Raw genomic sequence first — 26,189 nt, 5'->3', positions numbered from 1 at the left:
ACCGATCATTCCCGCCCGGTGTCACGGCTGGGCGGCGAACGGCCCCGCCGAGCTGTGATGAAACGCGCGTACCTGGTCCTCCACCCGGGCCCGCAGCGCCAGGAAGGCGGGTGCCCGCTTGACCGTCAGGTCGCGGTCCGCGGGCAGCTCAACCGGCAGATCGGCGGCCACCCGGCCGGGGTCGCAGGCCAGCACCACCACCCGTTGACCGAGGAAGACGGCCTCCTCCACGTCGTGGGTGACCATCAGCACAGTCGTACCGGTGTCCTGCCAGACCCGGCGCAGGAAGAGCTGCATGTCTTCCTTCGTCTGCACGTCGAGGGCGCCGAACGGCTCGTCCAGCAGCAGCACGTCCGGCTCGCAGGCCAGCGCCCGGGCGATCGCCACCCGCTGGCGCTGTCCGCCGGAGAGCTCTCTGGGCAGTTTGTCGCGCAGCGCGGTCAGGCCGGTCTCGGCCAGGTACCAGTCGACCCGGCGGCACAGCTCGGCCCGGGGCAGCCCGAGCAGCTCCAGCCCGAACGCCACGTTGCGCTCGACCGTGCGGAACGGGTAGACCGCGCCGGACTGGAACACCAGCCCACGGTCGGGTCCGGGGCCGGCCACCGGGGTGCCGGACAGCGCGATGACGCCCGCGGTGGGCCTGCTCAGGCCGGCGATCAGCGACAGCAGCGTCGACTTGCCGGAGCCGCTGGCGCCCACCAGGCAGACGAACTCGCCGGCGGAGACGTCCAGCGAGATGTCGTCGAGGGCGGTGAACGCGCCGTACCGCATGCCGACGCCGGTCAGCGAGAGCAGCGTCATCACACCCACCGGCCGATCCGGTCGCGCAGCATCCGGAGCAGGATGTCGATGGTCAGGCCCAGGACCGCGATCACGATGAGCACGGCGAAGATCCGGTCGCTGGCCAGGAAGCGCTGGCTGCGGGCGATCCGGTAGCCCAGGCCCTCGGTCGAGTTGATCAGCTCGGCGACCACCACGAAGTTCCAGGCGGCGGCCGCGTTCACCCGTACCGCGTCGATCATGCCGGGCAGCGCGTGCGGCACGACCACCTTGCGCAGCACCTCGCCGCGCCGGGCGCCGAGCGTGTACGACACGTCGATCAACGCTCGCGGCACCTGCCGCACCGCGTCCGCGGTCATCAGCGTGTTGAAGAAGACCGTGCCGATGAACAGCAGCATCCACTTGGACGGCTCGCCGATGCCCAGCCAGATGGTCAGCAGCGGGATGAACGCGCTGGCCGGCAGGTAGCGCAGCAGCCCGACGATCGGCTCGAACAGCGCCTGCCCCGCCGGGAAGCCGCCCATGACCAGCCCCACCGGCACCGACACGACGACCGCCAGGCCGAAGCCGATGAGGATGCGCTGCCCGCTGGCCCAGGTGTCGGCCGCGAGCTGGCCGGAGCGCGCCATCTCCCAGCCGGCCGCCAGCACGGCCGCCGGCGACGGCAGGAACGCCTCCTGGACGGCGCCGGTGGCGGCCACCGCCACCCACGCGACCAGCGGCACCAGCACCGAGCACACCATCAGCACGGCCCGGGCGCGGCGCGAGACCGGTGCGCGCAGCGCCCAGAGCCGGGCCGGCCGGATCTGCTTGCGGCGCGGCAGCTTCGCCAGGGCCGGCCGCGCGGGGGCGGTGGCGGTGCTCATTCCGTCACGGCTTGCACGAACTTGGGCTCGAGCAGCCCGTCCAGCGGCGGCTTGGCGTCGGCTAGCCCGGTCGACACCAGGAAGTCGCTGATCTGCTGGGCCTGGTACTCCAGGTTCGCCGGCGTGCTGCCCGGTGCGAACGCGTCCAGATTCTGCTGGCGGGAGAAGATCGTCGTACCCGCGTCGTAGGTCCTGTAGTCGGCGGCGGTGACGCCGCCGCGCTTGGCCATGATCTCGATGGCGGCGGCGGGGTTCGCCTTGATCCACGCCGTGGTGTCGAACCAGGTCTGCACCACGGCCTGCACCTGCGTGGGGTGGTCCCGGACGAAGCCGGCGCCGAAGACGAGGTGGTCCGGGATGGCACCGGGGAAGTCGGCCGAGGTGGCGATCGCCTTGCTGCCGGCCAGGCCGAGCGCGGTGGTGGTGAAGGGTGCGAAGACCCCGACGGCGTCGACCTTGCCGGCCACGAAGGCGGCCGCCGCCGCATCGGTCAGCAGCGGCGTGAACTCGATGTCCCGCTCGGTCAGCCCGGCCTTCCGCAGGGCCAGCAGCAGCAGGTAGTGGTCCACTGTGCCCTGTTCGGCGGCGACCTTCCTGCCCTTGAGGTCGGCCACCGAGGTGATCCCGGGCCGGGCGATGATCTGGTCGTTGCCGGTCGAGTTGTCGTTGGTCAGCACCACGGTCTGCTCGGCGCCGCCGCTGACCGAGGACAGGGTGTCGTTGAGGGTCTGGCTGTTGGCGTCCAGGTTGCCGGTGCTCAGCGCGGTGAGGCTGTCGGTGTAGCTCTCGAAGTACTTCAGGTCGACGGTCACCCCGTTCCTGGCGAACAGGCCCTGCTCCTGGGCCACCTGCCAGGGGAACCAGCCGGGCCAGGCGGAGAAGCCCAGCCGTACGGTGGCCTGGCCGGCCGCCGCGGTCGCGCTGTCGTCGGCGCCGCACCCGGCGGCCAAGAGCACAACGGCCGTGGCCGCCGCGAGAATCGTCTTTCTCATCGCTTCTTCTCCTGGGGAAGGTGACCGGAGCGGACCAGGCAACCGAGGGTGTCGCAGATGACCCGGGTGGCCAGCAGGGCGGTGATCTCGGCGGTGTCGTAGGCCGGGGCGCACTCGACGACCTCGATCCCGGCCAGCGGCCGGGCGTCCGCGATGATCTGGATGAACTTGAGCACCTCGCGGGGCAGGAAGCCGCCGGGCTCCGGCCAGCCGGTGCCGGGCACGAACGCCGCGTCGAGGCAGTCCACGTCGAACGACAGCCACACCGCCTCGGCGCCGTCCCAGGCCACCTCGAGGGCGCGCTCGGCGGCCTGCTCGATGCCCATCTCGACGCAGTCGGTGACGGTCATGATGGTGGTGCCGCGCTCCCGGCCGACCTTGACCCCGGGCCGCGGCGCCTGCCAGCCGCCGATGCCGATCTGCACCAGGTTCTTCGGCGGCACGTTGGGGATGTCCGTGGCGTGGAACCACGGGGTGGTGTGCATCCGCTCGTCGAGGTCCGTCTCCTGGGTGTCGACGTGCCGGTCGAAGTGGATGATGCCGAGGTTGCCCTGCAGGTGCTGGGCGACGCCGCGCACGGTGGGATAGCCGATGGAGTGGTCGCCGCCGAGCACCACCGGGAACGCCCCGGAGGAGAACACGTGCCCGACGGCCTTGGAGATCTGGTCGAAGGTCTTCTCGATGTTCGCCGGGATGGTGAAGATGTCACCCAGGTCGGCGATCGTGATCGACTCGCGCAGGTCGACGCCGAGCTCGAACGAGTACGGGCCGTACAGCGCGGAGATCTTGCGGATCCCCTGCGGGCCGAAGCGGGTGCCCGACCGGTACGTGGTGCCGCCGTCGAAGGGCGCTCCCAGCACGGCGACGTCGTACTCGCCGCAGCGCCGCACGTCCTCGACGTACGGGGCCTTGAGGAACGTGTTGATCCCGGCGAAGTGCGGCAGCTCGCCCCGGGAGAACGTCGGGATCGTGCGGTCGTTGATGGAGTCGGCGCCCGGCAGGCCGTACTCGAGGCCGCGGGCGATCTCCTCCTGCCACTTGGTGGTGGGGAGCTTGGCCTCGGCGGCGACGGCGTACGCGGCCTCGGGGCCGTACCGGTCGTGCAGGGTGGGCTCGGTGCCGGACTGCTCGGCGTCGGACTGCTCGGCGTGCTCGTGCCGGTGATCGTGCTGGAAACCCACGGGCGCCTCCGGAAACGAGGCCTGGCCGGAGAGCAGCCAGGATCCTTGGCTGTCCTCCCGGGCTTTTGTCCCGCCGTGGAACGCTCGCGTGCGAACGCCTGCACCTCTCGGACCAGCCCGCGCGTGCGGCGGAACCCTAGGCGCGCCTCACCAGGTGGTGAGTCATCTGGCAGTAGAGACCCGGGACGTTGCCCCGGTATGACCCGGCTGTTACCGCTGCGTGTCAGGCGTTCCGCAGGGGTCGAGGGGTAAGTTGACGAGCCATGACGCTGCGAAAGTTATCGATGGCTGCCCTCGCCCTCGTCACGCTCACCACCACCACCGGCTTCACCTCCAGACCGCACACGCCGACCTGGCAGCTGTCCGACACCGGGGTCACCGCCCGGTTCCGCGGGCTCGCCCCGGTCAGCGACCGGGTGGCCTGGGTGGCCGGCGCCGCGGGCACGGTCCTGCGGACCGTCGACGGCGCACGGAGCTGGCAGCGGGTCGACCCGCCGGGCGCCGCCGAGCTCCAGTTCCGCGACATCGAGGCGTTCGACGCCGACCACGCTGTGGCGCTGACCATCGGCGAGGGTGAGCAGTCCCGGCTGTACCGGACCGCGGACGGCGGCCGCAGCTGGACCGAGACGTTCCGCAACGACGACCCGGCGGCGTTCTACGACTGCGTGACCTTCCTGGACCGCCGGCACGGCCTGGCGCTGTCCGACCCGGTCGGCGGCAAGTTCCGCATCCTGGCCACCGCCGACGGCGGCCGGTCCTGGCGGGTGCAGCCGACCGCCGGCATGCCCGACGCGCTGGCCGGCGAGTTCGCGTTCGCGGCCAGCGGCACCTGCCTGGTCACCGCCGATCACCTCGGCGCGGGCCGGGCCTGGTTCGCCACCGGCGGCGGCGCGCGCGCCCGGGTCTTCACGACCGTGAACGGCGGCCGGTCCTGGCGGGTCACCGACAGCCCGATCCCGAGCAGCCCCAGCGCCGGCATCTACAGCCTGGCCTTCCGCGACCCCTGGCACGGCATCGCGGTCGGCGGCGACTACGCGGTGCCGGAGGCGGCCCCGGACGCGGCGGCGACGACCCGCGACGGCGGCCGCACCTGGACGACCGCCCGGACCGCGCCGGGCGAGTACCGCTCGGGCGTGACCTGGCTGGGCGGCGGCACGGCGCTGGCGGTCGGGCCGACCGGCAGCGACCTCAGCCGCGACGGCGGGCGCACCTGGACGGAGTTCGACGCCGGCAGCTTCGACGCGGTGCGGTGCGTGGCCGGGTCGTGCTGGGCCTCGGGCGAGCAGGGCCGGGTGGCGAAGCTGCACTGGCGGCGCTGATCCGGCAAGCTCGACACTGCTCGTTACGGTGAGCGGCGATGAGCGGCCCCGTCCCGGCGCATCGCCGCCCCAGCGCCTTGCCGGGTCGTGACCACCGCGGTGTGCTCGCCGGCTTCCTGGCGGTGATCATCGGGGCTCGGATCGGCATGTCCGCCCTGAAACTGTCCCTCGTGCTCAGCTGCCTGGTGCTGCTGGCCACCCTGCTCGCCGCATTCGTCGCGCTCAGCGGGTGGTGGCGGCTCCGGGAGGGGCGGGCGGCCCGCGAGCTGGCCGGCTGGGTGGCGGCCGGCGGGTGGGAGCCGGTGCCGGACCGGCCCTGGCCGTGGTGGGGGCTGGTGGAGCACGCCGACACGGTGACCGTACTGCGTGCGTACCGGAATCGGGTTGCGGGTCTTCCGGTCGTGACCGGTGAGCTGGCGTTCGTGGACGACGCGCTCAGCACGGCCGTCGACCGGCGCGAGGGGTACGCCGTCTTCGTCGTCGTCACGCTGCCGCAGCCGGCGCCGGCACGTGCCGTGCGCCTGCGCCGCAATCCCGTTTCGCGGCGCCTGGACCGCGACGAGTTCCGGCGCCGGTTCCGCCCGGTCGGCGCCGAGCAGCACCGGCTGGACGACCCGGAGCTGCGGGCCGCCCACGTGCGCGGTGAGATTCCACCGTGGACGCTCATCGAGGATGAGCTGTTCGTCTTCGTGCCGCTGACCGCACCGCTGCGGCCGGAGCACCTGGAGGATGCCGCCCGCCGGGCGATCCGGGTGGCGCACCTGTTCGGGCTACCCGTTGAGGTAGGTGAGCACGGCTAGCACCCGGCGGTTGTCGTCGTCCGACGGCGGCATGCCGAGCTTGGTGAAGATGTTGTTGATGTGCTTGCTGACCGCCTTCTCGGTGACGAAGAGCTTCGCCGCGATGGCCGCGTTGGACCGGCCCTCGGCCATCTCCCCCAGCACCTCCCGCTCGCGGGCGGTCAGCACGGCCAGCGGTTCGCGGCGGGCCAGCAGCTGCGAGACCACCTCGGGGTCCATCGCGGTGCCGCCGTCGGCCACCCGGCGCACCGCGTCGACGAACTGCGCCACGTTCGAGATCCGGTCCTTGAGCAGGTAGCCGACGCCGCCCTTGCGGTCGCTCAGCAGCTCGCGGGCGTACAGCGGCTCGACGTGCTGGGAGAGCACCAGCACCGGCAGGCCGGGGATCTCGGCGCGGGCCGCGATCGCCGCCTGCAGGCCCTCGTCGGTGAAGGTCGGCGGCAGCCGGACGTCGACCACGGCCACGTCCGGCCGGTGCTTGATCAGCGCCGGCAGCAGCGCCGGGCCGTTGTCCACCGCCTCGACCACCTCGAAGTCGAACGCCTCCAGCAGTCGGGTCAGCCCGTCCCGGAGGAGGGCGAGGTCTTCGGCGAGGACAACACGCACGGCAACTCCATGGTCACGACCGTCGGTCCACCCGGCGGGGAGGACACCGACATGGTGCCATCGAAGGCGGCCAGCCGGCGGGCGATGCCGCGCAGCCCGGTGCCGCGCGCCGGGTCGGCCCCGCCGATCCCGTCGTCGCTGACGGTCAGCAGCAGCAGGTCGTCGACGTGCTGGACGTAGATCTGCACGGTCTTGGCCTGGCTGTGCCGCACCACGTTCGCCAGCACCTCCGCCGTCGCGAAGTACGCCGCGGACTCGACCGGGGTCTCGGGGCGCCCGGGCAGGTCCATGTCGACGGTCACCCGCAGCGGCAGGCTCATCGCCAGCGCCCGGACGGCGCCGTCCAGCCCGCGCTCGGCCAGCACCGGCGGGTGGATGCCGCGGACCAGGTTGCGCAGCTCGAGCAGCGCCGTGCCGCTGGCCTCCCGGGCCTCGGCGAGCAGCTTGCGGGCCGCGGTCGGGTTGCGCTCGATCATCTCCTCGGCCAGCCCGATGGTCATGCCCAGCGACACCAGCCGGGCCTGGGCGCCGTCGTGCAGGTCGCGTTCGATCCGGCGCAGCTCGGCGGCCTGCGCGTCGACCGTGTCGGCCCGGGTGACGGTCAGCTGGGCCACCCGCAGGCGCAGCTTGGCGGCCTTGGTCGGGGCCAGGAAGAGCCGGGCGAACTGGGCGTTGACCTCCAGCAGCCAGGGGGCCGCGCCCAGCCCGAGGGCCAGGAACAGCACCCCCTGCGGCATCGAGAGCATGGCCTCGCTGAAGTTCGCGATCGGCCAGAAGACGCCGTAGCCGTACCAGTCGATGCTCAGGTAGAGCCAGAGCGGGATCAGCAGGACGCCCTCGACGCCGTACAGCGGGATGGCCACGGCGAGCAGGCCGAGGACGAAGCCGACCAGCGCGCCGGGCACCAGCCAGGCCAGATCACGCCAGGTCGCCGGGTCGGTGGCGATCCACCGGAAGCGTTTCCAGCCGCCCGGCAGCGCCCGCGGCGGCGGCGGCTCGTACGGCCGGGCGATCGCGATGCCGGCCCGCTCCGCCAGCCGGCGTTCCAGGTTGGCGCGCATCCGGACCAGGTTGGTGACCCAGGGCAGCAGGGCCAGGCCGAGGAACGGCACCGGGGCCAGCGCCAGCGCGACCAGCGACATCGCCAGCAGCGGCAGGTTGGTGATCGACAGGCCGACGGCGAAGACCCCACCCGCGATGGCCCGCAGGCCGTCGCGTACCCACGTTCCGGTCTCCATGGTCCTCATTCTGCTCGGCTGTCCCACCGGCATCAGCGATACCGGCTCCACCATGTGCACAATCCCCCACGTTTGACGGGGGTGCTACCACCACCATCGCCGGGGATCTGACACTCCTGACCGTTCGGCCCCCGGCGAGGAGGCTGGAAGCATGACGACAACGACGGAGCGACCGCGCAAAGCGGCCGGAAGTGACTTCGCCGAGTTGAACCGCCGGGTGACCCGCGCGGGCCTCCTCGAACGTAAGCCCGCGTACTACGCCGTACGGCTGACCGTGGTCTCCCTGATGCTCATCGGCGGATGGACCGCGTTCTTCCTGATCGGCGCGTCCTGGTGGAACCTCGTCACGGCCGTGTTCCTCGCGGTGACCTTCACCCAGGTGGCGCTGGTCGCGCACGACCTCGCCCACCGGCAGGTCTTCCGCACCAAGCGCCCCGGCGAGATCACCGGCCGGATCGCCGGCAACCTGGGCGTGGGCATGAGCTACGGCTGGTGGATGGACAAGCACACCCGCCACCACAACAACCCCAACCACGACGACCTCGACCCGGACGTCGCCCCCGAGGTGCTGATCTGGGCCACCAAGAGCGCGTGGGGCCGGCGCGGGCTCAAGGGCTTCGTCACCCGGCACCAGGCCGGGCTGTTCTTCCCGCTGCTCACGCTGCTCGGCATCGACCTGAAGCTGTCCAGCGTCAAGGCGCTGATCCGCGGCGACATGAAGCGCCGCAACCTCGAGGCCGCGATGCTGATCATCCACGCGGCCTGCTACCTCACCGCGCTGTTCGTGGTGCTCTCGCCGCTGCAGGCCATCGCCTTCCTCGTGCTGCACCAGGCGCTGTTCGGCGTCTACCTGGGCATGACGTTCGCCCCGAACCACAAGGGCATGCCGCACCCGGACGGCACCGAGGACTTCCTCCGCAAGCAGGTGCTGACCTCCCGCAACGTGACCGGCAGCTGGCTGACCGACGCGGCGATGGGCGGCCTGAACTACCAGATCGAGCACCACCTCTTCCCGGCCATGCCGACGCCGAACCTGCGCCGGCTGCAGCCGATCGTCGAGGCGTACTGCGCCGAGATCAACGTGGCCTACGAGTCGACCAGCCTGATCGACTCGTACCGGCAGGCGCTGCGGCACCTGCACGAGGTCGGCGCCCCGCTCCGCGAGGCGCGCAAGTAGCTCCCGCTCTGTGAGAGCGTGAGGGGCATGGACCTTCAGCTCACCGGCAAGGTCGCCGTGATCACCGGCGGCACCGTCGGCATCGGCCTGGCGATCGCCCGCGGCCTCGCGGCCGAGGGCGTTCACCTGGCGTTGTGCGCCCGCGACGAGCAGCGCCTGCGGGCCGTCGTGGAGGAGCTCAAAACCGAATTCCCGGTACGCGTGATCGGCGCCCCCGCCGATGTCAGCACACCCGATGGCCCCGCCCTGCTGGAGCGCGCCGTGCGCGACGAGTTCGGCGGGGCCGACATTCTGATCAACAACGCGGGCACCGGCAGCGAGGAGACCATCCTCGCCGCGAGCGACGAACGCTGGCAGACGTACTGGGACCTGCACGTGATGGCCGCGGTCCGGCTGGCCCGCCGCTTCGCCCCGCTGATGAAGGCCCGCGGCGGCGGGGTGATCCTGCACAACGCGTCCATCTGCGCGACCCAGCCGCTCGGCTACGAGCCGATCTACAACGTCACCAAGGCGGCGCTGGTGATGTTCTCCAAGTGCCTGGCGAACGAGCTGATCGGCGACAACATCCGGGTCAACACGGTGAACCCGGGCCTGGTCATGACGCCGGACTGGGAGAAGACCGCGAAGGCGCTGACCGCGGGCACGGACCGGGCCTGGCAGGAGCACCTGCAACAGGTCGCCGACGACAACGCGCCGATCGGCCGGTTCGCGGACCCGGCCGAGATCGCCGACCTGTTCGTCTTCCTGTGCTCACCGCGGGCGAGCTACACGGTCGGCTCGACCTACTACGTCGACGGCGGCTGGCTGCGCACCACGACGTAGCAGAGCGCCCCTATAGTGACGACCGTGACCGTCCCGGAGGGCATCGACGCCACCGTCCCCAACGCCGCCCGCATGTACGACTACTACCTGGGCGGCAAGGACAACTACGCCGCCGACCGGGCCGCCGCGGAGGCGGTGCTGAAGGTGGCGCCGGAGATGCGCGAGGCCGCCCGCTCCGGCCGGGCGCTGATCAAACGGGTGGTCGAGCACCTGGTCCGCGACCGCGGCATCCGGCAGTTCCTGGACCTCGGCTCGGGCCTGCCGGCCGCCGAGAACGTGCACCAGATCGCCCGCGCGATCGACCCGTCGGTCCGCGTGGTCTACGTCGACTACGACAACGTCGTCTGCATCCACGGCCGGGCCCTGCTGTGCGACCCGAACCACGCGATCATGCTGCGCCACGACGTCCGCGAGCCGGAGACCGTCCTCGGCGACCCGGAACTGCGCGGCCTGCTCGACCTGGACCAGCCGGTGGCGGTGCTGATGATGTTCCTGCTGCACCTGATCCCGGACGCGGACAAGCCGCAGGACATGGTGGCGGCCTACCGCGAGGCCCTGGCGCCGGGCAGCTTCCTGGCGATCTCACACGCGGCCAACGACGCCCGGCCCGAGTACATGGCCCGGATCTCGGCGATCTACCAGCGCGCGAACGCCCCGTTCACCCCCCGGCCGCGGGCGGAGATCGAGGCGTTCCTCGGCGACTTCGAGCTGGAGCCGCCCGGCCTGGTCAACGTCTGGCCGTACGAGCAGGCGCCGCCGGAGATGAACCCGGACCTGTCCCGCACCGGCTACGGCGCGGTGGGCCGCAAGCCCTGACGACGGTCGCAGGCCCCGGTGTCGAACCGGGCCGGCCGCCCTTATGAGGGGCGGCTGAGCAGCCAACGCTCGCCTGCGGTTGCAGGGGCGGGATTTGAACCCGCGACCTCAGGCCTATGAAACCTGCGAGCACTCCGAGCTGCTCCACCCTGCGCGTGCGCCGCCGGGGAATCGAACCCCGAACCCTCCGTTTAAGAGACGGATGCTCTGCCTGTTGAGCTAGCGGCACCGGTGATTCCGGCCGTTCCCGGGCAACAAAAAACCGCCCTCCCTGACCGGGACGGGCGGCACGCCGATCGCAGCGTCAGCCGCGTCGCCGGCCCGTCACGGGGCACATCATCCGCTTACCGTTCATGGTGCGGAACATCGTCGGACCCCCTTCGGCCGGTCACTTCGTGCGGTGTGGTTCCCAAGGTAGAGAGGGAACCCCGAACGCTCAACGCAATTAATGGTTGAAGGTCCGTGGCCGGCGCCCGGAGCTGGCAGGTCCCGCGTTCGCGCTCGCCGACCCGCTGCCCGCGGTCAGCTGACCGGCCGGCAAAAAGCTTGCCTACGGCGGTAGCGTCGGTATCAGGTATCGGTGGCGGCTGTCGCTGCCCGTACGTCGGAGGTGATCACGGTGCATCCGGTCTCATGACGGCCCCAGCCCAGGGGCGTCACGGAGCCGAAAGGCGACCGTATGAGCAGGACCGACAAGACCCGGCCATGGTGGGTGCGGATGGCCGACGCACCGATGGTGACGTGCACGCCGGTGCACGATCACCGTTTCGGACCGTGCACGCTGCCGGACGAGATCACTCCCGGCAGCGCATCATTGAGCCGCCGCCGGGACGGCTGTCATTGGAGCGGGACCGCGTCCTTCAACCGTTTCAGATACGACAACGGCGCCCGGGAGTGGCACGCCATCCGCCGGGCAGATCGCCGCCGCGGCCGGCACCGCGCCCGCCGAGATCTCCGCACTCACCTCCCCGAGAGCTGAGCGACGGGCGGGCCGACCGCAGCCGGCCCGCCGATCCCCGCGCGCGCGGGATCCCGCACGAGATCCTGGGTGGTGCCAGGCACGGACCTGGCAGGGTGAGGGCGGCCGTTCATGAGCCGCCAGGCGATTGGCCGCCCTCGCCCGGTCTCGGCGTGAGCGACGGTCAGCACCATGCAACCACGCACGACAGCACGTTCTTGATCTTGATCTTTACTTCGGGGCGTTCAGGCTGTCCAGTGCCGTGACCGCGCCGCGGTGCAGGACCACCGGCTCGGTTTTGCGGGCCTTGTCCAGGGTGATCTCCTTGGCCGCCGCGTTCGCCTGCTCGAGCTGCGGCTTGCGGTCGAAGAGCGCCTTCGTCAGCACGCAGGCCACGTTCGCGTCCAGGTTCTCGCGGACCAGCAGAAGGTTCGGCACCACGATGGTCGGGACGTCCGCCGGGGTCTGGTAGGTCGCCGCCGGGATCGCGCCCGTCTCGTAGACCGGGTTGATCTTCTGCAGCTCCGGCAGCAGGGCCGTGACGTCCAGGAAGTCCACCTTGTCGGCCGAGGTGGTCAGCAGGTCGGTGATGCCCGGGGTGGGCAGGCCGCCGGACCAGAACAGCGCGTCGATCGAGCCGTCCTTCATCCCGTCGACCGTCTTGATCAGGTCCAGACGCTGGGCCTGGATGTCCTTGGCCGGGTCGAGGCCCGCCGCGGTCAGCATCCGGTTGGCGATGACCTCGGTGCCCGACTTGGGCGAGCCGGTCGAGACCCGCTTGCCCTTCATGCCCGCCACGTCCTTGATGCCCGCGGCCTTGCGCACGATCACCTGCGTGTAGTTGGTGTGGATCCGGGAGAGCGCCTGGATCGGCTGCTTCGCGGTGAAGCTGTTGGTGCCGTTGACCGCGTCGGCCGCGCTGTCGGCCAGCGAGAACGCCACGTCGAACTCGCCCGCGACCAGCTGCTGGATGTTCTGCACCGACGCGCCGGTCTCCGCCGCGGTCGCCTTGACCTTGCCGCCGGTCGCGCCCAACTGCTCGGCGTAGGCGTTGCCGAGCGCGAAGTAGACGCCCGTCGCGTTGCCGGTGGCGATGCCGATCCGGGTGTCGTTCGCGACCTCGCAGGTCACCTCCCCGCCCGCGTCGACGGTCGCGGCGTCCTGTTTGCCGCCGCAGCCGGTCAGTGCGGCGGCGGTGAGCGTGCCGGCCGCAGCCAGCGCGAATACCCTTCTCATAGCGTGGTCCTCCCCGTTCGATGGATGATGGCGATCCCCGCCGCCAGGGCGAGCGCGACGGCGCCGGCCGCGATCGTCAGCGGCGCCAGGTAGAGCAGGAGCAGGCCGGCGATCCCGCCGAGGACGCGGCTCGCGGGACCCGCCCGGCCGATCCCGGGCACCCAGCCGCCGGTGGCGACGGCCAGGCCGACGACCGCGAAGACGGCGACGACTGTGGCCCAGACGATGCCGCCGACCGGGCCACGGGCCAGCAGGTATTCCCCGGGATCGGTGAGCACGAAGGCGATCGGCGCCAGGAACGCGGGCAGCGCGTACTTCAGCGCCTGCCACATCGTGGGCACCGTGCGACCACCGGTGATCGCGCTGGCGCCGACCGCCGCCAGCGCCGTCGGCGGGGTGACCTCGGAGAGCACCGAGTAGTAGAAGACGAACATCGCGGCGGCCGGCGCGGAGACGCCGAGCCCGAGCAGGGCCGGCCCGATGATCACCCAGCCGATGATGAAGCTGGCCGTGACCGGCACCGCGAGCCCGAGGATCGCCAGCGCGGCCGCCGCCAGCACGACCGTCAGCGCGAGCACCGCGGTCGGGTTGTCGGTGACCGCGCGGGCCCCGCTGACCAGCAGCGAGGCGAGCTGCGCGCCGAGACCGGTCTTGGTGGTGGTCGCGGTGATGATGCCGGCCGCGGTGCAGACCGCCACCACCGGCAGCACGCCCCGCACGCCGGACGCCAGCGCGGCGAACAGTCGCTGCGGAGTCAGCCAGGCGCGCCGGTCCAGGAAGGAGAGAGCGGCGGCCAGCAGCGTCGCGTAGACCACCGCGCGGGTGGCGCTCTGCCCGACGGCGAGCAGCAGCACGATCAGCACCAGCGACGAGAAGTGATAGCCGAACCGGCCCAGCAACCGCCACGCGCTGGTCTGCGGCACGTCGACGGAGCGAACCTGGAACCGCCGCACGTCGATCTCCACCGCGAGCAGAATGCCCAGGTAATACAGGACGGTGGGAATCATCGCCCAACCGAGCACGGTCAGGTAGGAGACATCGAGGTACTCGGCCACGATGAACGCGGCCGCACCGAGCGTCGGCGGGGAGAGAATCGCGCCGACACCGGCGGCCGCGAGCATGCCTCCGGCCTGCTCGGCGGGATAGCCGGCCCGGCGCAACATCGGCCAGGTGACGGCCCCGACACTGACGGCGGTCGCGGTGCCGGAACCGGAAACGGTCCCGAGCAGAAAGCCGGCGGCGACAGCAGTACGCCCGGCAGCGCTGCGTGACTTGCGAAACGCGGCGACGGAGAGGTCGACAAAGAACCGGCTGGCCCCGGACAGGTCGAGAACGGAGCCGTAGATGGTGAACAGGACTATGTAGGTGGCGGCTACGTCGAGCGGGGTGCCGTAGAAGCCGCTGCCCGAGTTGTAGAGGGCGTCGACGATCTGGGCGAAGTCGAGCCCGGCGTGGGCTATGGACCAGTTCTGCGGGAGCAGGCCGCCGTAGTAGCCGTAGGCGAGGAAAGCCAGGCAGACGACGGGCAGGGCCAGCCCGGTGGTGCGGCGGCAGGCCTCGACGACGAGCACCAGCATGACGGCGCCGGCTATGACATCTGGGGTTTCCAGGAGTCCCTGGCGGTTGAGGAACTCGTTGTAGCCGCCGGTGAAGGGGTTGATCGGGTAGAGGCAGACCAGGAGGGTGAGCGCCGCCAGCAGCCAGTCGAGGGGGGAGGGTAGGTCGTGGTGGGCTTGCTCGGGGCTCTTGGCGGGGGCGGGTTGCTCGGGGTGCGTGGCCGGGTCGGGCGGTCCGGCCGGGTCGGGACGTGCGGCCAGGTCGGGACGTGCGGCCAGGTCGGGCCGTGCGGCCAGGTCGGGCCGTGCGGCCAGGTCGGGCCGTGCGGCCAGGTCGGGACGCTCAGGCCCCTTGGCCGGGTCGGGTTTCTTGCTGTTTCTGATCGGGGCGGGGCGATGCTCGGTCGGCTGGGGATTTCTCTTGGCCGGGAAGCCGGAGCGGTAGACCAGGAAGACGAGCGGGAGGGTGCCGGCCAGGAAGATGATCAGATAGAACTGGCTGCCCTGGGCGAGCGGGCGGAACACCTGCCAGAGCACGAGCAGCGAAGCGGCGAAGGCGACCGCCGCGACGCCGACGCCAATCGGGCCGGCCAGGGCGCGCGCCGGACGCTCCTCGTCATCAAAGTGCACCGCCGCCGGGTCGGCGGACCGCCCAGAATCCACAGTGGATGGTGGACCGGACGGGCCGTCGTCGGTTGCCGCCCGGCCGGCCTCATATCGACCGTGGACCATGGACGGACCGTACTATGCACGCATCGGCTTGTAACCTGCCAATGACCCACCTGTGGACAACTGTGGACACCGTCTAGTCACAAAACGGGCAAAAGCAGTTTCCGCACCCGAGCCGTCCCGTTGATACGGGTTATGGTGCGTCGCTCTTCACTGCAGGACATCCGCGAGCAGACCTACAAGACTCAGGACGCGTGGTGGACCGTCCTGCTCGTCGATCCGCTCGCGGCGAGGCTGGTCCGCCTCGTCGCCCCCTACCGGTGGATCACCCCGAACCTGCTGACCGGCCTGGCCATGCTGCTGGGCACGGCGTCGGCAGCCTGCTTCCTGGCCCAGGACCGCTGGTGGCTGATCGCCGGCGCCGCGCTGTTCCACCTGAGCTTCGTCGTGGACTGCATGGACGGCAAGATCGCCCGGCTCAACGGCACGGGCTCGATATTCGGCGCCTGGTTCGACTTCATGTTCGACCGCCTCCGCGTCTTCATGTGCGCCGCGGCCCTGTTCGGCGGCCAGTACGCACGAACCGGCCACGCGGCGTTCCTCTGGACGCTGGTCGTGGTGACCTTCCTGGACCTGTTCCGCTACCTGAACTCCCAGCAAATGACCAAAACCAGGCAGAGCATGCGCGACCTCCTGGAAGAGGCGCGCGGCCCGGAACCGGAAGAACAGAGCATCGGTACGCCGATGCCACCGCAGGGAGCCCGGGCCCGCCTCCGGGAGGCACTGCTGCAGCGCCGCATCCGAACGCACCTGTTCAGCGGCATCGAGTTCGAAATGACCGTGTTCATCATCGGCCCCCTGACCGGCCAGGTGATCGCCACGTCGGCGGTGGCGGGGACGCTGCTGGTGGCATTCGAAGTGCTGCTGATCGTGAAGCTCTGGCGGGCGACAAGGGGATTCCCGGTAGCCCTGGCCAAGGCGGAGGCAACGGCGGCGCTGCGGAAGCAGCCACCGGTGCGGCCTGAGAGCCGGAACGAGGAACTCGAGTTCAGCGAACAGTAGGGTCGTCCATCAGTTATCGAGGGATGCGCCGGAAGTGAGTGGTAGTGGAGGCAGACCGCCCTGCCCCGGGGCTGGCGCCCGGGGGTGCACCGCCGGGGCTTGGTGGCCGCGGGCTGCACCACCGCCCCAAGCATGGTGACCGGGGGCGGCGCGCCACCCCCGGCATGGTGACCGGGCCGCACCACACCCGGCACCGTGACCGGGGCGCGCCACCCCCGGCACGGTGACCAGGGCGCACCACCCCGGCACGGTGTGACCGGGCCGCACCACACCCGGCACCGTGACCGGGCCGCGCCACCCCGGCACGGTGTGACCGGGCCGCACCACACCCGGCACGCCGGAGCCCCCGGCATGGCGGCCGGCATGGCGGCTGGCCTGCCGGTCCATCATGGCCGGGTCAGCTCTGTTGGTAGGCCACGGCGGCGATCCCGCAGCCGCTGTGCACGAAGATGTAGTCGGCCCCCTCTCCCCACCCCAGGTCGGCGCCGCCCACCAGCCCGACGTAGTCCATGGTCTTCGCGCAGACCGGGCATTCCGGATAGGCCGCGTCCTGAATCCAGTCCGGGACGCCGCCCAGCGTCGAGCCGCCCTCTTTCCAGGCGCTGGCCAGCCACCTCGTCGCGCGTGCCGGGCCGACCTCGGGGCGCACCCGGGGCGGCTCCTCGGCCGTGGTGCGCAGATAGTCGGGGCGCTCGTTGCATGCCGACCAGGACGAGCCGCCGTCGTGGGTGACGGCGGTGAACAGCGTTGTGTAGTTGGTGCAGAGAAAGCAGGTGGTGACGCGCAGCCGTCCGGCCCAGCCGGTGTGCGCGAGCGCCCGGGCGACCTCCGGGTTGGCGGTATCAAGATCCATGACGGTCCAGATCGGCGACTCGCACCACGGGCAGAGCGTGCCCTCGCCGGTGTCCCTGCCGGCGGTGTCCGCAGGCCTGTTGCCATTGCCCGCGGTGTGCCCGCCGGCGTCATTCCCACCAGCGCTGACACTGTCGTGGGCGCCCCCGCTGTTGCCGTGCGTGCTGTTCGGTTCCTTCATGTGGAGTTCGTAGGCGATCAGGCCGTAGAGCAGGTGGTTCGTGCCGTCCGGGCGGAGATCCCAGCCGCCCTCGCGGGCGTAGGCCAGCGCGTCGATGTGCAGGCGGTCCATGCCGGGCGGCGGCGCCTCCTGCCAGCGCCGGAACGCGGCCGCCGCCGGCTCGCCGCGGACCTCGGCCAGGATCAGCAGCAAGTGGCCGAGACGCTGATCGCCACTGTCGATGCGAGTGATGATCTGCTCCACCAACTCCTCGTCCGCGCCCGCGAACAGCACCGACGGCCACAGCAGCCCGCGTTCCAGCAGCTCCCGGTGGTGCGGGCGCAGGATCGCCGGGTCGGCCTTGGCGAGCTGCTCCAGCTGTTCTACCGCGTCCCAGTCGTCCGTCGCGGCGCGGGCGACGAGGTTGTTGATCATCGGCGGATCCTAACCATCGCCGAGATATTTGAGCACCGCCAGGACGCGGCGGTGGTCGGTGTCGGTCGGGGGCAGGTCCAGCTTCACGAAGATGTTGCTGACGTACTTCTCGACGGCGCTGTGGCTGACGCCGAGCGTGTCGACGATGCCGTTGTTGGAGCGCCCCTCGGCCATCAACCGCAGCACCTCCAGCTCGCGGGGTGTGAGCCGGGTGCGGAAGTCCGGCCGCCGCCGCACCATGAGCTGAGCCACCACCTCCGAGTCGAGGGCCGTGCCGCCCTCGGCAATCCGGCGCAGCGCGTCGAGGAAGTCACCGACCCGGGCGACCCGGTCCTTGAGCAGGTAGCCGACCGAACTGGTGGCGGCCGACAGCAGATCGTGCGCATACCGCTCCTCGACGTACTGCGACAGCACCAGGATCGCGACCTTCGGGTGCTGCTGCCGGATCTTCAACGCCGCACGGATGCCCTCGTCGGTGTGCGTCGGCGGCATCCGGACGTCAACGACGACCACGTCGGGCTCGTGCACGGCGACCGCGCGGAGCAACTCCTCGCCGTCGCTCACGGCGGCCAGCACGTCGAATCCGCCATCGGCCAACAACTTCGTCAGGCCGGCGCGCAGCAGCACCGAATCCTCCGCGAGGATCAAGCGCACGGCAGGACCACCTTGATCACCGTCGGTCCACCGATCGGGCTGCTCAGGGAGAACCTGCCGTCGACGGAGCCGGTCCGCTGGATCAGCCCGGCGATCCCGCCGCCCGGCTTCGCGGTCGCGCCGCCGCGGCCGTCGTCGGAGATCACGATGTGCAACTTGCTCCCTTGACGAGTCATGGTGACGGACGCGATCAGCGCTCGGGAGTGCTTGGCCACGTTGGTGAGGGCCTCGGAGACGATGAAGTAGGCGACCGCCTCGATGGACGGAGGACAGCGTGGTCGCACCTCGACGGAGACGTGGATCGGGATCTTGGCACGGGCGGCGAGACCGGAGATGGCGGCGTCCAGCCCTCGATCGTTCAGCACGGCCGGGTGCAGCCCGCGCACGAACTGCCGCAGCTCGGTCAGCGCGGTGAGCGCCTCGTCGTGCGCCGCCACGATCGCATCGGCCTCCGGGGACGGCTCGGTGATCGCCTCCCGCGCCATGCCGAGATTCATGGCGAGCGACAGCAGCCGCTGCTGGGCGCCGTCGTGCAGGTCGCGCTCGATGCGCCGGCGTTCCTCGTCGGTCGCGAGCACGACCGCCGCCCTGCTGTCCCGTAGCCAATCCACCCGCTGTTTCAGGATCTCGACGTTGTTCGGCCCGAGCCACCGCTCGGCCGTGCGCCGATCGGTGCGGACGAACAGCCGGGCCCAGTCGGGGGCGGCGATCAACACCGTCGCGGGCACGGCGACCAGCAACGCCCAGGCCTGATACACGAACTCGCGGCCGGTGCTGCGGATCGTCCAAGCCGGCACGGCGATGGTGAGGCCGACCAACCGGCGGAACCGCAGGCGGTGCAGCACCGCGATCTCATGCACGAACCACGCGAATATCAGCGGCAGGGCAAGCGCCGCCAGCACGTAGAGGACGACGAGCGGCACCCCGCCGGACGGTCCGGTGACCAGGCTGAGGGTCGCCGCGCCCCAGAGAATCACCAGCACGGTGAGCAGCGCGGTGGCCAGCAGCGTCAGCACCGCACCCGCCAGGAGATGACGGACCGCCCGAGCGGTCGTCACCGGGTGCGACGGGAAGTACTGGATTTCCACGCTCTCGACCGTAGGCAGCGCAAGCGCGCCTGACCATCCGGAAAACCGCGGGCCGAGGGTGGGGAAAACCCCACCCCGCACAGCGGGTACACCCCACTGACGCCGAGCCGTCGCGCCGGGAATCTGGGAGGCGACCACGGAGGTGGGCTCATGATCGAGGCAAAAGGCCTGACCAAGCGATACGGCGACAGGTTCGCGGTGGAAGACCTGACCTTCACCGTACGGCCGGGAATCGTCACCGGCTTCCTGGGACCGAACGGCGCCGGCAAATCCACCACGATGCGGATGATCCTGGGGCTGGACCGGCCGACCCAAGGCTCGGTGACGGTCAACGGCAGGCCGTACGCAGCACATCGGACGCCACTGCGGGAGGTCGGTGCGCTGCTGGAGGCACGCACTGTGCACCCGGGACGCAGCCCTTACCACCACCTGCTCGCACTCGCGCAGTCCAACGGCCTGCCCCGGTCCCGCGTGCTCGACGTCATCGACGCCGTCGGGCTGGCGGGCCAGGCGCGGCGCCGCGCCGGCCGCTTCTCCCTCGGCATGGAGCAGCGGCTCGGCATCGCCACCGCCTTGCTGGGCGACCCCCGCACCTTGATCCTCGACGAGCCGCTCAACGGCCTGGACACCGAAGGCATCCGCTGGGTCCGGGGCCTGCTGCGCGACCAGGCCGCGCAGGGCCACACAGTCTTCGTCTCCTCCCACCTCATGACCGAGATGGCGCTCACCGCGGATCACCTGATTGTGCTCGGCAAGGGCCGGCTGGTCGCCGACACGAGCCTGGCAAACCTGGTCGCCGAGTCGGGTCACCACTCGCTCGAGGACGCCTTCATCGACCTCACCAGCGACGTGGTCGAGTTCCGCCCGCCCACCACCGACGGGAGCCACCGATGAGCGTCGCCCGTGCCGAGTTCACCAAGTTCCGATCGGTCTCCTCCACGGCCTGGTCGCTGCTCAGCGCGGCCATACTGATCGTCAGCTTCGGCATCCTGTACGCGATGGTCCGCGTCACCCGGCCACCGGCTGATCCGGCGGGCTTCGACTCGGTCGGCGTCAGCCTGGCCGGTGTCCAGGTCGCCCAGCTCGCGGTGGGAGTGCTCGGGGTCCTGGTGATCACGAACGAGTACTCCAGCGGCCTGATCCGCACGACGTTCGCGGCCGTCCCCCGGCGTACCCCGGTGTTCTGGGGGAAGGCCGTGGTGCTCGCGGCCGCGATCTTCACGCTCGGCCTGCCCGCGGTGTTCAGCGCCTTCCTCACGGGTCAGTCCGTGCTGTCGGCCGAGCACCTCGACACGTCTCTCGGCGAGCCGGGGGTCGTGCGTGCCGTCGTCGGCGGCGCGCTGTATCTGGTGGTGGTCGCGCTGTTCGGGCTGGGACTGGGAGCGATCATCCGCCACACGGCCGGCGGCGTCGCGGCGGTGATCGCACTGTTGCTCGGACCACAGATGGTGACCGGCTTCCTGCCCACGGAGCTGGCTGACGACATCTACCGGTGGCTGCCCTCCCCCGCCGGGCTCGCGATCACCACAGCCCGCCCCGACTCGACCCTGCTGTCCCCCTGGACAGGATTCGCGGTCTTCCTGCTCTATGCCGCGGCCGTGCTGGCGCTGGGTGCCTGGCGCCTGCGCCGTCGCGACGCCTGACCTTCGTCTCACCACCCCTCACCCTTCAGGAGTGCATCGTGCAAGCCGTACGCGGGCCGGCCATCGCCACGGCAGGCCTCAGCATCGTCGCCGTCCTCGCTCTCACCGCCGGAACCTCCGTTGTCACCGGGCCCGGCGCTGCGCCGCTCACCGTGAGTCGCGCCGGCCCGGAGATCTCCTGGCATCCGTGTGCGCTCGGGCCCGACGACACCGAGGGTCGAGCCCTCGACGACGCCGGCGTGCAGTGCGCCGACGTGCCCGTACCGCTCGATTACGCCAAGCCACACGGCCGTGCCGTCACCGTGGCAATCGCACGAAGCCGGGGCAGCGACACCGTCAACCGCGTCGGCGCCATGATCATCAATCTGGGCGGGCCGGCGAGTCCGGTGCTCGACAGCGTTCCGCTTGCCCGGGCGGCGATGGGCGCGACCGGCGAGCGCTTCGACCTGATCGGCATGGATCCGCGCTTCGCCGGACGCAGCACCCCGGTCGACTGCCACTGGCCCGCGTACTGGCTGCCCCGATCCGCCGGGGCCGGCCGGGCGGGCTTCGAGGCGATGGTCGCCCTGGGCCGGGACCTCGCCGGGCGGTGCGGGCCTACCGAGCGGGAGCTGCTGCGTCACGCGTCCACGGCGAACATGGCCCGCGACATGGAGACGGTCCGGATAGCGCTGGGCGAGTCGAAGCTCTCGTATCTGGGCTACTCCCAGGGCTCGTATCTCGGGGCCGTCTACACGCAGCTGTTCCCCGGCCGGGCCGGCCGGATCGTGCTGGACAGCGCCATCAGCCCGGCGCTCTCCGGCACCCGGGTGCTGCGCGACGCCGCCCCGGGACGTGCGGCCCAGTTGCGCGAATGGGCCGGCTGGGCCGCCGGCCGCGACGCCGACTACCACCTGGGCACGACTGCCGATGCCGTGCTCAGCGCCGTGCGACGTGTCTATGCGATCTCCGCCCGGCGTCCGCTCACGGTGGGGTCGTACGCGGTGGACGACACCCTGCTGCCGGCGTTGATCACCACGCCGCTGACCGACGACACGGGCAACGGGGAGCTGGCCGAGGTCGTGCAGCTGCTCGTCCGGGCCGCCGACGGTCAGCCCGCCGAACCGACCGAGGAGATGGCCGCAACCCTGGCCGGCCTCGTCCACGGCGCAGGTTCGGCGACTCACACAGCGCAGACAGCGATCCTCTGCGGTGACGCCGCAGTCTCGCGGGACCCGGAGGTCTATTGGCGCGACATCCAGCGGCACCGGGCGTCATCGCCGCTGTTCGAGCCACTCGCCCGCACGGTCACCCCGTGTTCCTTCTGGCCGAATGCGCCCGTGGAGCGACCCGTGCAGGTCCGCAACGGCACGCCCGCTCTGATCGTGCAGGCCGAGAAGGACGTCAACTCCCAGCTCCCCGGTGCACGCGCGCTGCACCGGGCGCTCACCGGCTCCCGGATGATCGTGCTGGCCGGGGCGCGTACGCACGGCGTCTACCTCTTCCGCGGCGCGAGCTGCGTTGATGAGTCCGTCAACGCGTACCTGCGAAGCGGCCGGCTCCCCGAGGCGGACCTGACATGTGCTGAGTGACGGCGACCCGCCACCCCCGTGCGGGGGTGGCGGGCGACCCCGGCGGAGGAGCAGTCTGACGGAGATCGGCCCGAGGAGGAGACATGGCGGCGACTGAGGGTACGGCGGCCTTCCGCGAGGCCCGGGACTTCCTGCTGGAGCACCGCGAGGACTACGCCGAGGCGTACGCGCAGTTCGGCTGGCCCCGGCTCGGCGCGTTCAACTGGGCGCTCGACTGGTTCGACGTGATCGCCGAGGGCAATGACAGCCCGGCGCTCTGGATCGTCGAGGAGGACGGCTCGGAGCAGCGCTTCTCGTTCGCGGAGATGGCCCGCCGGTCGAACCAGGTCGCCACCTGGCTCCGGGAGCGCGGGGTCCGCCGGGGTGACCGGATCGTGATGATGCTCGGCAATCAGGTGGAGCTCTGGGACACGATCCTCGCGGTGATGAAGCTCGGCGCGGTCATCATCCCGGCGACACCGCTGCTGGGCGCGGCCGACTCGCGGGACAGGGTGACCCGCGGCGGCGCACAGCACGTCATCGCCCTCGCCTCGGCGGCGCAGCGTTTCGCCGAGATCGATGCGGAGGTCACCCGCATCGCGGTCGGCGGGCCGGTTGACGGCTGGCACGCCTTCTCCGACGCCTACGCCGGCCCCGGTGAGTTCACTCCCGACGGCGTCACCCAGGCCGACGACACACTGCTGCTCTACTTCACCTCCGGCACGACCGCCCAGCCCAAGCTGGTCGAGCACACCCACGCCTCGTACCCGGTCGGGCACCTGTCCACGATGTACTGGATCGGCTTGCGGCCCGGTGACGTCCACCTCAACATCTCGTCGCCGGGCTGGGCGAAGCACGCGTGGAGCAACGTGTTCGCCCCGTGGAACGCGCAGGCGTGCGTGTTCATCCACAACTATGCGCGGTTCGACGCGGCGAGGCTGCTGCACGAGATGCAGCGCTGCGGCGTGACCAGCTTCTGCGCGCCGCCGACCGTGTGGCGGATGCTGATCCAGTCCGACCTCACGGCGCTGAAGACCCCGCCACGGGTGGTGGTCGGTGCCGGCGAGCCGCTGAACCCCGAGGTCATCGAGCAGGTGCAGAAGGCCTGGGGCGTCACGATCCGCGACGGCTTCGGCCAGACCGAGACGACCGTGCAGATCGCGAACACGCCGGGCCAGACCGTACGGCCGGGTTCGATGGGCCGTCCCGTGCCCGGCTACCGGGTGGCGCTCATCGACCCGGAATCGGGGAAGCACGCGGACGAGGGCGAGATCTGCCTGTATCTCGATCCGCGACCGCTGGGCCTGATGGTCGGCTACCACGGTGACCCCGAGCTGACGGCGGAAGCCATGGCGAACGGCTACTACCACACGGGCGACATCGGCTCCCGCGACGCGGACGGTTACATCACCTACGTCGGCCGCACGGACGACGTGTTCAAGGCATCGGACTACCGCATCTCCCCGTTCGAGCTGGAGAGTGTGCTGATCGAGCACGAGGCGGTCGTGGAGGCGGCGATCGTGCCGTCGCCGGACGCGCTGCGCCTCCACGTGCCGAAGGCCTATGTGGTGCTCGCCGAGGGGTGGCCGGCCAACGCGGAGACCGCCCAATCGATCTTCGTGCACTGCCGGGCGCACCTGTCGCCCTATCAGCGGGTGCGCCGCCTGGAGTTCACGGACCTGCCCAAGACGATCTCCGGCAAGATCCGCCGCGTCCAGCTCCGCGAAGCGGAACGGACCAAGTACGCCGCGACGACCACCCCACCGCCGGGCGAATACCGCGACAGCGGCTGACACCCGCAGAACAGGCCGCAACCAGCCACACCGCGACCGGCCAGACCGCGACCGACCAGACCGCGACCAGACCGCGACCGACCAGCCCGCGGCCAGACCGCCACCGACCAGCCCGCGACCAGACCGCCACCGACCAGACCGCGGCCAGACACCGACCAGAGCACGACCAACCAGACCGCGACCGACCAGACCGACCGGCGCCCGACCAGGCCACCGTCCAACAAGGAGGGACCACCCGCCACAGCCGACGACGACCTGCCGCGCCACAGCCAGCTGACGATTGGGCACTACATGACCGATCTCGCGGACCGGTCAGGCGTTGCGGATTCCCGCCGCGTCTCCCAGGTCCAGGATCTCCACCGCGCGTTCGCGCATCTCCACCTTGCGGACCTTTCCCGTCACCGTCATCGGGAAGCCGTCCACCACGTGCACGTACCTCGGCACCTTGTAGTGGGCCAGCTTTCCCCGGCAGAACTCGCGCACCGCGTCGGCCGTCAGGGGCGTTGCTTGCGGGCGCAGCACCACCCAGGCCATCAGTTCCTCGCCGTACTTCTCGTCCGGGACGCCGATCACCTGGACGTCCGCCACGTCCGGGTGGGTGTGCAGGAACTCCTCGACCTCGCGCGGGTACACGTTCTCGCCGCCGCGGATGACCAGGTCCTTGATCCGGCCGACGATGTTGAGGTAGCCGTCCTCGTCCATGGTGGCCAGGTCGCCGGTGTGCATCCAGCGGGCTGTGTCGATCGCCTCCTTGGTCGCCTCGGGCTGGCTCCAGTAGCCGAGCATCACCGAGTAGCCGCGGGTGCAGAGTTCGCCGGCCTCGCCGCGCGGCACCGGCAGGCCCGTCGCCGAGTCGACCACTTTGGACTCCAGGTGGGGCATGACGCGGCCGACCGTTTCCGTGCGGCGGTCCAGGCCGTCGTCGCGGCGGGTCATCGTCGAGACCGGCGAGGTCTCCGTCATGCCGTAGCAGATGGCCACCTCGGTCATGTGCATCTCCGCGACCACCCGTTTCATCACCTCCACCGGGCAGGGCGAGCCCGCCATGATGCCGGTGCGCAGCGACGACAGGTCGTGCTCCGCGAAGTCCGGCAGGCCCAGTTCGGCGATGAACATGGTCGGGACGCCGTACAGGGAAGTGCATTTCTCGGTCGCGACCGCCCGCAGGGAGGCCGCCGGGTCGAAGCCCTGGGCCGGCAGGACCATGCACGCGCCGTGCGTGGTCGCGGCCAGGTTGCCCATCACCATGCCGAAGCAGTGGTACAGCGGCACGGGGATGCAGATCCGGTCCGCCTCGGTGTAGCCGACCAGCTCGCCCACGAAGAAGCCGTTGTTGAGGATGTTGTGGTGCGACAGCGTCGCGCCCTTCGGGAAGCCCGTGGTGCCGGACGTGTACTGGATGTTGATCGGGTCGTCGAAGGCCAGCTCCGCGGTCCGCTCGCCGAGCGACCTGCCCTGCCCACCAGCGATCAGTTTGGCCCAGTCCGGGGTGCCGATGAAGATCGTCTCGGTGAAGCCGATCTCGGCGATCATGCCGCGGTAGTCGCTCGTCTTGAACGCGACCGCGCTGACCAGCAGGCGCAGGCCCGATTGCCGGACCACGTACTCCAGCTCGTGCGTCCGGTATGCCGGGTTGACGTTTACCAGGATCGCGCCGATCTTCGCCGTTGCATATTGCGTGATGACCCATTCCGCGCAGTTCGGCGCCCAGATCCCCACCCGGTCGCCCTTGTTGATCCCGCGGGCCAGCAGGCCGCGTGCCACCTCGTTCACCGCTTCGTCGAACTGCGCGTACGTCCACCGGCGCCCGGACGGCACGTCCACCAGCGCCTCGCGGTCGCCGAAGGCGGCCACCGTGCGTTCGAGGTTCGCGCCGATCGTCTCGCCGAGCAGCGGCACGTCGGAGGTCGCGGAGGCATAGGAGAGCATTTCTGCA

The 26,189-nt window shown here is 70.9% G+C and carries 22 protein-coding genes, 2 tRNA genes and 1 riboswitch; of the genes, 10 read left to right on the top strand and 14 right to left on the bottom strand.

The features are described 5' to 3' along the window. Positions 1-21: 21 nt before the first annotated feature. From ACIBQZ_RS23990 to ACIBQZ_RS23975, 4 genes are read right to left on the bottom strand one after another with little or no spacing between them, the layout of a single operon-like run. On the bottom strand, positions 22-801 hold the full coding sequence (locus ACIBQZ_RS23990; RefSeq protein WP_396090993.1) for an ABC transporter ATP-binding protein: 780 nt from the start codon (positions 799-801) through the stop codon (positions 22-24). Further along, positions 801-1,646, bottom strand: coding sequence for an ABC transporter permease (locus tag ACIBQZ_RS23985; protein WP_396090992.1), 846 nt, complete (start codon positions 1,644-1,646; stop codon positions 801-803). The genes ACIBQZ_RS23990 and ACIBQZ_RS23985 overlap by 1 nt, the downstream gene beginning before the upstream one ends. After that, positions 1,643-2,638 carry an ABC transporter substrate-binding protein gene (locus tag ACIBQZ_RS23980; RefSeq protein ID WP_396090991.1) on the bottom strand — a complete coding sequence of 332 codons (996 nt, stop codon included), beginning with the start codon at positions 2,636-2,638 and terminating at the stop codon, positions 1,643-1,645. Before ACIBQZ_RS23980 ends, ACIBQZ_RS23985 begins: the two co-directional genes overlap by 4 nt. Further along, positions 2,635-3,819, bottom strand: a complete 1,185-nt coding sequence (locus ACIBQZ_RS23975; protein ID WP_396090990.1) for an agmatinase family protein — start codon at positions 3,817-3,819, stop codon at positions 2,635-2,637. The genes ACIBQZ_RS23980 and ACIBQZ_RS23975 overlap by 4 nt, the downstream gene beginning before the upstream one ends. A 52-nt stretch (positions 3,820-3,871) precedes the next feature. Continuing rightward, positions 3,872-3,970: riboswitch (guanidine-I (ykkC/yxkD leader) on the bottom strand. 133 nt (positions 3,971-4,103) lie between these two features. Between ACIBQZ_RS23975 and ACIBQZ_RS23970 the strand changes: the two genes are divergently transcribed. Both ACIBQZ_RS23970 and ACIBQZ_RS23965 read left to right on the top strand, forming a co-directional pair. Further along, a complete protein-coding gene (locus ACIBQZ_RS23970; protein ID WP_396090989.1) occupies positions 4,104-5,138 on the top strand; it encodes a WD40/YVTN/BNR-like repeat-containing protein in 1,035 nt (344 codons plus the stop codon). A 38-nt stretch (positions 5,139-5,176) separates the two neighbouring features. Continuing rightward, a complete protein-coding gene (locus ACIBQZ_RS23965; protein ID WP_396090988.1) occupies positions 5,177-5,938 on the top strand; it encodes a hypothetical protein in 762 nt (253 codons plus the stop codon). On the opposite strand, the gene ACIBQZ_RS23960 is transcribed toward ACIBQZ_RS23965, so the two are convergent. Continuing rightward, a complete protein-coding gene (locus ACIBQZ_RS23960; RefSeq protein ID WP_396090987.1) occupies positions 5,909-6,544 on the bottom strand; it encodes a LuxR C-terminal-related transcriptional regulator in 636 nt (211 codons plus the stop codon). The two genes, ACIBQZ_RS23965 and ACIBQZ_RS23960, sit on opposite strands and share 30 nt — an antisense overlap. Next, entirely contained in the window at positions 6,496-7,782 is a 1,287-nt protein-coding gene (locus ACIBQZ_RS23955) for a sensor histidine kinase (RefSeq protein ID WP_396090986.1), read from the bottom strand. The genes ACIBQZ_RS23960 and ACIBQZ_RS23955 overlap by 49 nt, the downstream gene beginning before the upstream one ends. Positions 7,783-7,933: 151 nt before the next feature. Here ACIBQZ_RS23955 and ACIBQZ_RS23950 point away from each other — a divergent pair, with 151 nt between their 5' ends. From ACIBQZ_RS23950 to ACIBQZ_RS23940, 3 genes are read left to right on the top strand one after another with little or no spacing between them, the layout of a single operon-like run. Beyond that, positions 7,934-8,959, top strand: coding sequence for a fatty acid desaturase family protein (locus ACIBQZ_RS23950; RefSeq protein WP_396090985.1), 1,026 nt, complete (start codon positions 7,934-7,936; stop codon positions 8,957-8,959). Positions 8,960-8,986: 27 nt separating this feature from the next. Next, positions 8,987-9,781, top strand: a complete 795-nt coding sequence (locus ACIBQZ_RS23945; protein WP_396090984.1) for an SDR family NAD(P)-dependent oxidoreductase — start codon at positions 8,987-8,989, stop codon at positions 9,779-9,781. A 24-nt stretch (positions 9,782-9,805) separates the two neighbouring features. Further along, entirely contained in the window at positions 9,806-10,597 is a 792-nt protein-coding gene (locus ACIBQZ_RS23940; RefSeq protein ID WP_396090983.1) for an SAM-dependent methyltransferase, read from the top strand. Between the two features lie 79 nt (positions 10,598-10,676). On the opposite strand, the gene ACIBQZ_RS23935 is transcribed toward ACIBQZ_RS23940, so the two are convergent. From ACIBQZ_RS23935 to ACIBQZ_RS23920, 4 genes are all read right to left on the bottom strand, one after another. Continuing rightward, positions 10,677-10,751: transfer RNA gene (locus tag ACIBQZ_RS23935), tRNA-Met, on the bottom strand. Positions 10,752-10,753: 2 nt separating this feature from the next. Beyond that, a tRNA-Lys gene (locus ACIBQZ_RS23930) sits at positions 10,754-10,826 on the bottom strand. Positions 10,827-11,786: 960 nt separating this feature from the next. Then, a complete protein-coding gene (locus ACIBQZ_RS23925; RefSeq protein WP_396090982.1) occupies positions 11,787-12,791 on the bottom strand; it encodes a TAXI family TRAP transporter solute-binding subunit in 1,005 nt (334 codons plus the stop codon). Further along, complete coding sequence (locus tag ACIBQZ_RS23920; RefSeq protein WP_396090981.1) at positions 12,788-15,010, bottom strand: TRAP transporter fused permease subunit; 2,223 nt, start codon at positions 15,008-15,010, stop codon at positions 12,788-12,790. The genes ACIBQZ_RS23925 and ACIBQZ_RS23920 overlap by 4 nt, the downstream gene beginning before the upstream one ends. Before the next feature lie 201 nt (positions 15,011-15,211). On the opposite strand from ACIBQZ_RS23920, the gene ACIBQZ_RS23915 reads away from it, so the two are divergent. Further along, positions 15,212-16,078, top strand: a complete 867-nt coding sequence (locus ACIBQZ_RS23915) for a CDP-alcohol phosphatidyltransferase family protein (RefSeq protein WP_396090980.1) — start codon at positions 15,212-15,214, stop codon at positions 16,076-16,078. A 397-nt stretch (positions 16,079-16,475) separates the two neighbouring features. Here the strand turns inward: ACIBQZ_RS23915 and ACIBQZ_RS23910 are convergent, their stop codons facing one another. Genes ACIBQZ_RS23910 through ACIBQZ_RS23900 form a run of 3 tightly spaced genes read right to left on the bottom strand, consistent with a single transcriptional unit; the run spans position 16,476 to position 19,267 of the window. Further along, positions 16,476-17,525, bottom strand: coding sequence for a hypothetical protein (locus ACIBQZ_RS23910; RefSeq protein WP_396090979.1), 1,050 nt, complete (start codon positions 17,523-17,525; stop codon positions 16,476-16,478). 9 nt (positions 17,526-17,534) lie between these two features. Next, positions 17,535-18,179 carry a response regulator gene (locus tag ACIBQZ_RS23905; protein WP_396090978.1) on the bottom strand — a complete coding sequence of 215 codons (645 nt, stop codon included), beginning with the start codon at positions 18,177-18,179 and terminating at the stop codon, positions 17,535-17,537. Continuing rightward, on the bottom strand, positions 18,170-19,267 hold the full coding sequence (locus ACIBQZ_RS23900) for a sensor histidine kinase (RefSeq protein ID WP_396090977.1): 1,098 nt from the start codon (positions 19,265-19,267) through the stop codon (positions 18,170-18,172). The genes ACIBQZ_RS23905 and ACIBQZ_RS23900 overlap by 10 nt, the downstream gene beginning before the upstream one ends. Positions 19,268-19,417: 150 nt before the next feature. Here ACIBQZ_RS23900 and ACIBQZ_RS23895 point away from each other — a divergent pair, with 150 nt between their 5' ends. The 4 genes from ACIBQZ_RS23895 to ACIBQZ_RS23880 all read left to right on the top strand — a co-directional run bounded on the left by ACIBQZ_RS23895 (position 19,418) and on the right by ACIBQZ_RS23880 (position 24,253). Then, entirely contained in the window at positions 19,418-20,161 is a 744-nt protein-coding gene (locus tag ACIBQZ_RS23895; RefSeq protein ID WP_396090976.1) for an ABC transporter ATP-binding protein, read from the top strand. Further along, the gene (locus ACIBQZ_RS23890; protein WP_396090975.1) at positions 20,158-20,910 is read left to right on the top strand and encodes an ABC transporter permease subunit; all 753 of its coding nucleotides are present in this window, start codon (positions 20,158-20,160) and stop codon (positions 20,908-20,910) included. The genes ACIBQZ_RS23895 and ACIBQZ_RS23890 overlap by 4 nt, the downstream gene beginning before the upstream one ends. A gap of 38 nt (positions 20,911-20,948) precedes the next feature. Beyond that, a complete protein-coding gene (locus ACIBQZ_RS23885) occupies positions 20,949-22,481 on the top strand; it encodes an alpha/beta fold hydrolase (RefSeq protein ID WP_396090974.1) in 1,533 nt (510 codons plus the stop codon). An 83-nt stretch (positions 22,482-22,564) separates the two neighbouring features. Next, positions 22,565-24,253, top strand: a complete 1,689-nt coding sequence (locus ACIBQZ_RS23880) for an AMP-binding protein (RefSeq protein WP_396090973.1) — start codon at positions 22,565-22,567, stop codon at positions 24,251-24,253. A gap of 312 nt (positions 24,254-24,565) precedes the next feature. On the opposite strand, the gene ACIBQZ_RS23875 is transcribed toward ACIBQZ_RS23880, so the two are convergent. Further along, positions 24,566-26,182, bottom strand: a complete 1,617-nt coding sequence (locus ACIBQZ_RS23875) for an AMP-binding protein (protein ID WP_396090972.1) — start codon at positions 26,180-26,182, stop codon at positions 24,566-24,568. Positions 26,183-26,189: the final 7 nt, after the last annotated feature.

Source organism: Actinoplanes sp. NPDC049599 (assembly GCF_044465625.1).
Lineage (GTDB): Bacteria > Actinomycetota > Actinomycetes > Mycobacteriales > Micromonosporaceae > Actinoplanes.
Note: the sequence above shows the minus strand (reverse complement) of the source record. Positions and strands in the feature narration are given on the sequence as shown.